This is a genomic window from Sulfuricurvum sp. (assembly GCF_022759005.1).
In the GTDB taxonomy this organism is placed as follows: domain Bacteria; phylum Campylobacterota; class Campylobacteria; order Campylobacterales; family Sulfurimonadaceae; genus Sulfuricurvum.
This window is the reverse complement of sequence record NZ_JAEMQA010000013.1, coordinates 1-9,695: the sequence shown is the minus strand read 5'-3', so window position 1 is coordinate 9,695 and position 9,695 is coordinate 1. Positions and strand designations below refer to the sequence as shown.

The window sequence follows — 9,695 nt, the reverse complement described above, 5'->3', positions numbered from 1 at the left end:
ATTTTGATCAAACCGAACCAAATCGGATCCGTATCTGAAACGATGCTTACCGTTCGCCTTGCACAGCGAAACGGCTATAAATGTATCATGTCTCACCGATCGGGTGAAAGTGAAGATGCGTTTATCGCCGATTTCGCGGTCGCACTGAACTGTGGTGAGATCAAAACTGGTTCAACAGCACGCGGTGAGCGAACGGCAAAATACAACCGTCTTCTTGAAATCGAAACAGAAGTGATGTACGGCGAATACTTGGGGAACGCACTTTTTAACTAATGCATCACGAGGATCAAGAATTTCTGCAAGATGGAGAGAAAGAGAGTCTGACCGAACGTTATTTCGGATTGACGACCGTTAAATTTTTCATCGCTGCAGGAGTTGTCTTGATTGTCGGTGTCTATATGGGATTTATTTTTTTTGGAGACAACTCCCTTAGTGTCCTTTTGGAGTTGGAAGAGCACCAAAATTATCTAAACAATGACATTGAACGGCTAAAAGCTGAAAATGCCGAATTGCAAAAACAGTATTTTGAGCTTAAAGAGCTGGATGCTGACTCACAATAATGACTGGAGATACATGAAATTTTCACTTTATCTCTCTGTAGTACTTCTTATGCCGCTTTTGGCTCGCGAAAACCCTTTTTTCCCAGCTGAAGACTCCAAAAAACAAAAAGTGACTTCGAATATTCCCGATGTGCGTCCGAAAATGGGGACGATCAGCTATACGTTTCCCGATCAGGCACGTATATTAAAAGAAGTGACATTTACCATTCAAAATTTGGATGGGAGCTTCGAAGAAAAAAAGGTCCAGATTGATCAGAGCATCGATTGGCATCGTCCCATCACCCTCTCTCAATCGGGCGGTGGAAGCTTAGTCGGCGCGAAATCAGCTTCAGTAAATTTTGGATTTGTTCAGCTTTCCAATCAAGGGAAGGTGATCACAGTCCGCTCTAGTGATGTTTTAATCCGTCACTTCGCTTTGAGCGATCCGAGCCGGATTGTACTCGATTTTAAACACAACGGTGTTTTTAAACGTGAGGAACGAAGTTTGAATGCTGCTCCGATAAGTAATGTCAGTTGTACAAATCATGGAGAATTCGCACGTCTTACGATCGAATTAGACGGACGCTACAAGTATTCATTGAATACGAAAAACGGCGTGATTACAATAGTTTGTGAGTAGTGAGAGATTCGATCTCCCAAAAGAGGGAGAAAGAAGTTATTTAACGGCAGCCAATGCAGCGTCGTAGTTTGGTTCTTCAGTGATTTCAGGAACGATCTCTTTGTAGGTTACGATCCCTTCTTCATTCACCGCGAAAATCGCACGGCACGTTACACCGGCAAGAACAGATCCGCCAAGCAATACACCGTATGCGTTAGCGAAATCTTTGTTACGGAAATCTGAACATACTGTCAATTTGTCGATCCCTTCAGCTTGGCAGAAACGTCCTGCAGCAAAAGGCAAGTCCAAAGATACGATCGTTGCTTTAACACCCTCGATAGAAGCTGCTTTTGCATTGAAGTTACGAGTTTCAGTAGCACATACACCCGTATCCAATGAAGGGACAACGATGATAAGTTGTTTAACACCTTGTGCTCCACCGACTACTACGTCACCCAATCCTGCTGAGTTTACAACAGTTACTTCAGGAGCTTTATCTCCAACATTCACTTCATTTCCGAGAAGTTCTACGTCTGTACCTTTGAATTTTGTAGTTGCCATATTGGCTCCTTGCGTTTATGTATTGATGCGGAAAGTATATTTTAAATCAGATAATTTATGTCTGAATTATGAAAGAGGTGTAATGCATTCAGCATTCCTAAAGTTTGCAGCGGGGATGTATTGAAATATCAGCGAAGTTGGAAAATAATTTAAGGGTATAAGCTTCGAGTGCCGCGCGTCCGATCATTGCAGCATTGTCTGAGCAATAAGAAAGTTCAGAGAGATACAAAGAGGCTTTATAAGGCGCTAAGATTGCCTCGATACGGGAGCGGAGGTAAAGATTGGCACTTGCGCCTCCCACAATAGCAAAGCGTTTCGGTGGGGAGGACTTAAAATATTTTTTGAGTTTTTGGATCAGGTGCTCGGTTGCCGTTTGTTGGAATGCTGCAGCAATATCGGCGTAGGCAGAGGGATCGTTGGCTTCTACGCAGAGACGAACCTGATTTTTGAGTCCTGAATAGCTAAATGCGATTAAAGGGGACTGCCATAGAGGGATGGTAAAAGAAAAGCGTGATCCATCACCCTTGAGAGCCAGTTTTTCGATGAGAGGACCGCCAGGGTACCCCAAATGCATCATTTTGGCTACTTTATCAAAGCTCTCACCGTAACTGTCGTCCATGGTGGTGGCAACCATTTCCATCTCAGTATAGGATTTAACTTCGATGAGCTGCGTATGTCCACCCGAGACAAGCAATACGGTCATAGGCAAAACAGACTCTTTTTCAATAAAAAGGGAGTAGATATGCCCTTTGAGATGGTTGATCGGCAAAAGTGGAATTCCCAGTGCAATACTGAGCGCTTTTGCCATAGTGACACCCTCGATGAGGGTAACTCCCAAGCCCGGTTCGTTCGTAACGGCTATTGCTTTGAGCCGATCAAACCACGGTTCGCATTCGGCTAAAATTCGAGGTAACGCTTCGGCATGCAGACGACTGGCAAGTTCGGGGACGACTCCGCCGTATTGGGAGTGTTCCAACTCTTGGGAAATCTTTTTGTGATAGATAAGTTTTTTGGTTGAAATCTCCGTAATGGCGATAGAGCTATCATCACAGCTACTTTCTATACTCAGGATCATTTTATGAACCTTCGCTTTAAATACGACATCGGAGCAAAGCCCCGATTGTCTGCGCTAACGCTGAGTTCCACCCAAAGGGCACTTCGTCCTCGGCGGAGCGCCCACGCACAGCAAGCCGTGCTTTTCGTAATTTCATACTTCATTGCAATACCCACTCTTTGACCCACGGCCATTCGCCGTATCCGGAATGGGTATTGATATGTCCGCCGTTTTCTATTATTTTCATCTCCACATCAAGCATTTTCTGAAGCGCTGCTGCTTCATCTACGCTCATATAGGGGTCATTAGTTGACGTTACCAGCAATACCTTTTGGGCAAAAAGATTTTTTGGGGCTTCGAGGGGAAAAAAGGTTTTGAGGGTTTCGATTTCACAGCTCAAATGCGGAGGTGCGACAAGCAAGAGGCGCTTTATCGGGAGAATATCCCCTTCATGGCACAAATGAAACCATGCGATATTGGCCAGGGAGTGACACACAACGACATCGGGTCGAAAATCTTCGAGAAGCGATTTAATTTGACCCATCCAGCGATTTTTACTTGGAAAATGGGGATTATCTAATAAGGGGAATGAAACGGTTCCGTAGCCCTTTGCAATTTCACCGGCAAGCCAAGATTGCCAGTGTGGAAAATCGCTTCCGCCCCAACCGTGAAGTATGAGTACTTTTAGCATGAAATGCCTCGAGTAAATCGGCGAACTTCCTCATCGAGAGCGAAGATTGCTTCTACGGAATCCGGTGTCTGATGAAACGATTCATAAGCGCGTAAGATACATTTGGAAATATCGATAAAACGTATTTCACCGGATACAAAACGCTCAATAGCTACTTCATTAGCCGCATTGACGATCACACCGCGCTTTGGATGAGAGAGGAGGTCATTTTTGATTTCCCACACGGGATAGCGTACCGTTTCGATTTCCCTAAACTCTAAGGATCCCACACGCGCTAAATTGATCCGATCAACGATCGGAGTGTCGACATGTCCCATCAGAGCATAGGCGATAGGGAGGCGCATATCCGCATGGGCAAAATGAGCGGTAGTGGAGCCGTCGGTATAATCGATGAGAGCATGAATCAACGATTGGGTTTCGATCAGTGCATCGTATTCACCCTCACCGAAGAGCCAGCGTGCTTCGAGAAGTTCGAAGAGTTTGTTGACCATAGAGGCGCTGTCGATAGTGATTTTCTGACCCATCGACCAGTTGGGGTGTTTGAGTGCATCGGAGAGGGTAGCGGTAGAGAGTTTGTCCAAAGACCAATCTCTAAATGCTCCGCCGCTGGCAGTAATGATCATTCGATCGATTTTTCGTTCGCCTTGGTTGAGATACCATAAACCGAAATGTTCGCTATCAATAGGGACAATAGAAGAGGTATCGACAAAAGCACCGCCGACGACCAAAGATTCTTTATTCGCCAGAGCAATTTTTTTTCCGCATTCGAGCGCTTTTAGGGTAGGGCGAAACCCGGCGAATCCAACCAATGCGTTGACAACATGCTGCGATGAGGATTCTTCGATCGATGAAAGAATTGCCGCTTCGCCAAAACTGACGCAAGGGTGGTGTACTGCCGCACAATCCTCTTCGTTCATTACGACGACACGTTTAGGATTATGGTATTTAATCTGTTCGTTTAAAAGGGAGATGTTGCGCCCTGCAACAAGAGTATCGACGCTGAGATTAAACTGTTTTGCAATATTGAGGGCGTTGACCCCAATGGAGCCGGTTGAGCCCAGTAGGATCAAACAAGACCTCGAAGAAGAACAAGCATAATAATAGAAGCGAACAAATAGCCGTCAATGCGGTCCAACACACCGCCGTGTCCCGGAAGAATCGAACCGCTGTCTTTGACCCCTGCTTTGCGTTTGAGGTAGCTTTCAAACAAATCTCCGAATACGGCTCCGATAGCAGCCATCATAGAGATAATAATCGCTTGAGCCATATCAACGATTGTGATACCAATAAAGAATCCTGCCGCCGTCGCCACTGCGATACCGCCGTAGACCCCTTCTCGGGTTTTGCTCGGGCTGGAGACACTAAAAGGGGTTTTTCCGATACTGCGTCCGACGACATAGGCACCGACATCAGCGGAAGCAACGACCACCAGAAGCCATAATAAAGAGGTGATGCCGTATTCTTGGTACATGCTCAGAACAAAAAGCATCCCCGCCGTCGGATAGATAAAGGGAAGGAAATTTTTAGGGGGGATATTTTGGGTATAGGCGACCGCTGCAGCAAATATGAGCCCTGCGATGATAAAGAGATCTTCACCGTATGGATAAAGGGCTGCCGCAAGCCAAAGAATTGCGGCATAGGCATACAAAGAGCTGTTGTTGATACCAAATAATCGGGTGGCTTCATGAAAAGCAAGAAGGTAGATTAACCCCAATACGCTCCACATGAGCCAAAAATTGTTGATTAGCCCTACTGTGAGGACTCCGATAATGAGAAAAACGCCGGTAACAATGCGTTCTTGAGTTGAATTTTTTGCAGTTTGCATAGTGTAATAACCAACGGTTTTAAAATTTTGCGATTATACCATGTATTTTAATAGAGAGGTATGCAAGATAGGGGATAATTCATACTTTTATGTCAAGGATGTGCAAAGGGAGGGCAGGAGGGGAATCGTCTTCTTTTTTTTCGGAATGAGGTGAACGTCTTTCTTCTTGCTGTGCTTGTTCTTTTGTATGCTCGCGATCAGGATCGACACCGTGGTTTTCTTCGGTGGGACGAACTTCTTCGATCTCTTGTTTCTCTTCTTGAGAAGCTGTGGCAGCGGCGAGAGCCTGTAATTCAAAACGGTTTAAAAGAGCATTTTTTTCACTGGCGACACTTGCCATTTGCTGATTGACGTAAATAGCGCCGCCGATTGGACCGATATCCGCCATTAGAGCTCCTTTACCCTTTTTCAATATTCAAGGTTTTATAGTTCGTGTAGAGGACATTGGCACCTTCTTGAACCCGAACCTCTCTTCTGGGAGTATAATCGACCAAATAGCGACCTTTTTCAAATACGGAAAAATCGACGCATAATTTTGCTGCCGCTTCGAGGAGCCGATCGGGGAGCTGCTGTTTATCGGTCGTGATAATGACGTGGGCTGAGGGGCGGTCTTTGAGATGCATCCAAATATCTTTGGCCTTGGCATTGCGCAACAGTTCAATATTCCCTTTTTCGCTTTTACCTAAGGAAACTTTTATTCCATCGATCCAAAATTCGGCGATAAGGTCGGAATTTTTTTGTTTAGCACTTAACGTTTTTGCGGGGAAAAGAAGGGAAATCTCTTCGGGAGAACGGGCTTCTTCTATGGTTTGGATGAAAAGCTGTAGATGGCGAATTTTTGCTTCAAGATTTTCTCGTTCGAGGTGGAGTCCGATCGCTTTTTGTTTTGCTTTTTTGGAGCGCTTGAAAAAAAATTCGGCGCATCCTGCGGCACTATGGCAGCCAGATGGCAGCTCAATAAGCCGCTCACTCCCGTCAAAATCTGCGATTAGTGCCGTCGGTTCGTAGGGTTTGATGTTGTCGAGATTGGCCAAAATAAGATGACCCGAATATTGAAGTTTTTCGGACTCTTCGATGAGTGAAGATTCATCATCCAACTTCTCCAAATTTTTTTCTAATTGCCCCAATCGCTTGAATAAGAGGGATTTTTTTTCATGTTTTAATTGCTCCAGTCGCTCATTGCTTCGTGCTAAAAATTGACCGATTAAATAGTTGCGGACATTATCGAGCGGATACTCTTTTGGCTCATACGGCGGGGGTGGCAATGTACCCAGTTTTTGACCTACCCGCACACAGCGCGAAGAGACATTTTCATCAATATGGCGAAGTGCTTCGAGGATGGTTTCATCCTGATCCAAAAGGATCGCATTGGTATGTTTGCCGGTAAATTCGAGCTGCAATACAGTGGTTTCAGATTTGTACGAACCGCTTGTCGTAGTGGTTATACGGATAATTTTGTCGTTATTGTGCAGAGCTATCGATTGGATCGTCGATCGGTTGAGCCGTTTTGCCAATAATACGTCAAACGGGGCTTGATAAATTTTGCCTCGATTGGGAAATTCGCCGATAGTGATAGCCGAATTCCCACGCGCCATTTCAAAGTTCCAGCTATTTTCACGGTCGAAAACCAATTTGATTGTCGTATCGTTGACGCGGAATGCTGCAGTGATATGGTTGAGGTGTTGCATGTGCTCAACGATCTGCTTAAGATAAGAAAATCTCATAATTTTTACCTTCGATTTAGAAAAAGAGAACTACAATAGGGTCACATTTTAGTCACATTCACAACATAAGGTCATATTCATGAATGTTTTTAACACGATAAAAGCAAAGTTTATCATCAATCTCGTCGCGGCGGTGGGTGCCATTCTCGTCAGCGTGATTGTAGCATACTTCATTGCCGTAGGTTCCATCAAAGCCATTATGATCAGTGATCTTAATACGGTAGCCGACGCATTGGAGAAAAATGTCAAGTATATCGCTAAGATAGAGCCAAAAGCCTATGAAGAAGCTGGCTTTAAAGATGAGATCAAAAAGATTAAAATCGGAAAAAGCGGTTACGTCTATTTTATCAATGCCGATGGGGTTATGACGATCCATCCAAAACCCGAAGATGAAGGTAAAAATAAAGCAGGGCACGACTATATCGATCATATCCGTTCCGATAAAGCTGGGGGAATCTATGAATACGTATCTGCTACGACCGGACAGGATAAGATTGCGGCTTATCGCTATATCCCGGAGTGGGATATGTGGGTGATACCGGGGATCAACAAAGCCGATTATTTCGATGAGCTGCGAGCCAGTTTTTTTAAATGGTTTTTGCTCTTAGGAACGGTGTTGACGGGGATACTGGTAGCGATCAATTATATCTCCGGAACAAGTATTCTCCATCCGATCGAAGAGCTGGATAAAGTTTCGGGAGATCTTGCTCACGGTAACGGCGATTTGACCAAACGTCTTCCGATCCGTAATGCGCATGACGAGATCGGTATTGCAAGTAAATATCTCAATCAGTTTATTGACAAAATTCAAACGACGATCAATGACACGAAACAGATTACCGATTCGGCAGTTGGTTCAACCTCGGCGTTGAACAGCGCAGCAACCAACCTCTCCGTCCAATCGGAAAAAACCAATACCATTGCACAAAACACCAATGCGACTGCTGCAGAGATCGGTATGACGTTGGAACAAAGCGTCAATATGGCAAAAATGACCTTGGAAAACAGCAAAATGACCGAAACCGAATTAGGACACGTGCGTGAAATCGCAACGGCGATTACCAATGAAGTACACAAAACGACACAGATGAGCAGTGAACTCAGCGAACGTTTTGCCCAGCTCTCCTCCGATGCGGCAAGTGTCAGCGGTGTTTTGAGCATTATCTCCGATATCGCCGATCAAACGAACCTTCTGGCCCTCAATGCAGCGATCGAAGCGGCACGTGCGGGTGAGCACGGTCGAGGGTTTGCCGTCGTTGCCGATGAGGTACGCAAACTCGCCGAGCGTACCCAAAAAAGTTTAACAGAGATCAATTCGACAATCTCGATTGTGATCCAGTCGATTTCCGATTCGTCCGATATAATGAGTATCAACAGTGACAATATTGCCCGTCTCGCCGAGCGGAGCGAAGAGATTGATCTGAAAATCAACTCTGCTTCGAGTGCGTTACGTTCCAATGTCGATGCAAGCCATCGGAGTGTGCAGCAATCGGAGAACATGGCACTCAAAATTCGTGAGATTATCCAAAAAGTTTCCGAAATGTCGAGTCTCTCTCAAGGCAATCAGGAGGATATTCAAAAAATCTCTCATATTGCCGTTGAACTCTATACGGCGGCAACAAATCTTAACTCCCAGTTGGGGCAATTCAAGTCCTAAGCTGCTCCCTGCTATAATTCGCCTCATCGTTTAAATTGGGAGGCGGAGAGTGAAAGCACCGAAAGGGTTTGGTAAAGGGTATTTTACCCTTGTGGCTATTCAGGCCTATGCCTCTTTTGTGCGTCTTCTTCAAAACATTACGCGTATAGAGCTCGTCGCCCCTATTTGCCCCATCTACATCTATTCCGCTGTTTCTCCTCCCGATAAAGATTAATTTTACCTTTTTGTCATCCCCGCGAAGGCGGGGATCCAGCTAGATTCCCGCCTTCGCGGGGATGACGAATAACCAAACAAAAACAATCTTTATCCAAGGTATATCTATGCTTAAACAGACCCTATCATTCGTCGCATCGGCGACACTCGTTGCCTCATTAGGGGCTAATACACTTCAACTCGAACCAATAGTAGTCTCCGCTTCCAAAACCGAACAATCCCTCAAAGATGTCACCGCTAATGTTGATGTCATTACGGCTGAAGAGCTCGAAGAGAGACATATTACTTCCGTGCTGGATGCGTTACGAATATTTACCTCGATTCCGATTGCACAAAGCGGCGGAATCGGCCAGCAAAGCTCCTTTTTCCAACGCGGATTCAGTTCTGAAAATACCGTTGTGATGATTGACGGTATCCGCTACAATGATCCGACCACCCCAAAAGGTCAAAGCCAACTCGAACATCTGATGGTCAACGACATCGAGCGAATCGAAGTGATCCACGGTGCACAAAGCGGAATTTGGGGAGCGAATGCCGTTGCAGGTGTAATCAACATCATTACCAAAAAACCGACCGATACGCTTCTAGCCAATGCAGCTCTCGAATACGGAAGCTATGCTACAACTAAAATCGGAGCCAACGTATCACAGCACGTGGGTGCACTTTCATATTACGTCGGAGCCAATCAGCTCAAAAGCAACGGTATCTCCGCAATGACACCTCAAGGCGAAGATCCGAAACATTATGAATCCGACGCCTATCTGAACCAAACACTCAACGCCAAATTAGGCTATGATCTAACCTCTGTTGAT

General features: G+C 45.3%; 12 protein-coding genes and 1 pseudogene. 6 read left to right on the top strand and 7 right to left on the bottom strand.

Annotated features, from left to right (window positions below):
• From eno to JHC35_RS00845, 3 genes and pseudogenes are all read left to right on the top strand, one after another.
• Positions 1–273, top strand: a pseudogene (gene eno, locus JHC35_RS00855) (phosphopyruvate hydratase); the annotation flags it as partial.
• A complete protein-coding gene (locus JHC35_RS00850) occupies positions 273–560 on the top strand; it encodes a hypothetical protein (protein ID WP_295041488.1) in 288 nt (95 codons plus the stop codon). The pseudogene eno and the gene JHC35_RS00850, both read left to right, overlap by 1 nt.
• Before the next feature lie 13 nt (positions 561–573).
• On the top strand, positions 574–1,179 hold the full coding sequence (locus JHC35_RS00845; RefSeq protein WP_295041487.1) for an AMIN domain-containing protein: 606 nt from the start codon (positions 574–576) through the stop codon (positions 1,177–1,179).
• 36 nt (positions 1,180–1,215) lie between these two features.
• On the opposite strand, the gene tpx is transcribed toward JHC35_RS00845, so the two are convergent.
• The 7 genes from tpx to JHC35_RS00810 all read right to left on the bottom strand — a co-directional run bounded on the left by tpx (position 1,216) and on the right by JHC35_RS00810 (position 7,013).
• Positions 1,216–1,719: a thiol peroxidase gene (tpx, locus tag JHC35_RS00840; protein ID WP_295041486.1), complete on the bottom strand. Its 504-nt coding sequence runs from the start codon at positions 1,717–1,719 to the stop codon at positions 1,216–1,218.
• A gap of 97 nt (positions 1,720–1,816) precedes the next feature.
• Entirely contained in the window at positions 1,817–2,794 is a 978-nt protein-coding gene (gene tsaD / locus JHC35_RS00835; RefSeq protein ID WP_295041485.1) for a tRNA (adenosine(37)-N6)-threonylcarbamoyltransferase complex transferase subunit TsaD, read from the bottom strand.
• A 139-nt stretch (positions 2,795–2,933) separates the two neighbouring features.
• Positions 2,934–3,464: an alpha/beta hydrolase gene (locus JHC35_RS00830; protein WP_295041484.1), complete on the bottom strand. Its 531-nt coding sequence runs from the start codon at positions 3,462–3,464 to the stop codon at positions 2,934–2,936.
• The gene (dxr, locus tag JHC35_RS00825; RefSeq protein ID WP_295041483.1) at positions 3,458–4,534 is read right to left on the bottom strand and encodes a 1-deoxy-D-xylulose-5-phosphate reductoisomerase; all 1,077 of its coding nucleotides are present in this window, start codon (positions 4,532–4,534) and stop codon (positions 3,458–3,460) included. Before dxr ends, JHC35_RS00830 begins: the two co-directional genes overlap by 7 nt.
• The gene (locus JHC35_RS00820) at positions 4,531–5,289 is read right to left on the bottom strand and encodes a phosphatidate cytidylyltransferase (RefSeq protein ID WP_295041482.1); all 759 of its coding nucleotides are present in this window, start codon (positions 5,287–5,289) and stop codon (positions 4,531–4,533) included. The genes dxr and JHC35_RS00820 overlap by 4 nt, the downstream gene beginning before the upstream one ends.
• Positions 5,290–5,368: 79 nt before the next feature.
• Entirely contained in the window at positions 5,369–5,677 is a 309-nt protein-coding gene (locus tag JHC35_RS00815) for a hypothetical protein (RefSeq protein ID WP_295041481.1), read from the bottom strand.
• A gap of 10 nt (positions 5,678–5,687) precedes the next feature.
• Complete coding sequence (locus tag JHC35_RS00810) at positions 5,688–7,013, bottom strand: NFACT family protein (protein WP_295041480.1); 1,326 nt, start codon at positions 7,011–7,013, stop codon at positions 5,688–5,690.
• A 79-nt stretch (positions 7,014–7,092) separates the two neighbouring features.
• On the opposite strand from JHC35_RS00810, the gene JHC35_RS00805 reads away from it, so the two are divergent.
• From JHC35_RS00805 to JHC35_RS00795, 3 genes are all read left to right on the top strand, one after another.
• Complete coding sequence (locus JHC35_RS00805; RefSeq protein ID WP_295041479.1) at positions 7,093–8,670, top strand: methyl-accepting chemotaxis protein; 1,578 nt, start codon at positions 7,093–7,095, stop codon at positions 8,668–8,670.
• 49 nt (positions 8,671–8,719) lie between these two features.
• Complete coding sequence (locus JHC35_RS00800; protein ID WP_295041478.1) at positions 8,720–8,884, top strand: hypothetical protein; 165 nt, start codon at positions 8,720–8,722, stop codon at positions 8,882–8,884.
• Between the two features lie 106 nt (positions 8,885–8,990).
• On the top strand, positions 8,991–9,695 hold a 705-nt coding region (locus tag JHC35_RS00795; RefSeq protein WP_295041477.1), incomplete at its 3' end, for a TonB-dependent receptor plug domain-containing protein.

Excerpts from the sequence above, each read along its gene's own strand:
- JHC35_RS00850 (WP_295041488.1), top strand. The coding sequence starts at position 273 with ATGCATCACGAGGATCAAGAATTTCTGCAAGATGGAGAGAAAGAGAGT.
- JHC35_RS00845 (WP_295041487.1), top strand. The coding sequence starts at position 574 with ATGAAATTTTCACTTTATCTCTCTGTAGTACTTCTTATGCCGCTTTTG.
- tpx (WP_295041486.1), bottom strand. The coding sequence starts at position 1,719 with ATGGCAACTACAAAATTCAAAGGTACAGACGTAGAACTTCTCGGAAAT.
- tsaD (WP_295041485.1), bottom strand. The coding sequence starts at position 2,794 with ATGATCCTGAGTATAGAAAGTAGCTGTGATGATAGCTCTATCGCCATT.
- JHC35_RS00830 (WP_295041484.1), bottom strand. The coding sequence starts at position 3,464 with ATGCTAAAAGTACTCATACTTCACGGTTGGGGCGGAAGCGATTTTCCA.
- JHC35_RS00820 (WP_295041482.1), bottom strand. The coding sequence starts at position 5,289 with ATGCAAACTGCAAAAAATTCAACTCAAGAACGCATTGTTACCGGCGTT.
- JHC35_RS00815 (WP_295041481.1), bottom strand. The coding sequence starts at position 5,677 with ATGGCGGATATCGGTCCAATCGGCGGCGCTATTTACGTCAATCAGCAA.
- JHC35_RS00810 (WP_295041480.1), bottom strand. The coding sequence starts at position 7,013 with ATGAGATTTTCTTATCTTAAGCAGATCGTTGAGCACATGCAACACCTC.
- JHC35_RS00805 (WP_295041479.1), top strand. The coding sequence starts at position 7,093 with ATGAATGTTTTTAACACGATAAAAGCAAAGTTTATCATCAATCTCGTC.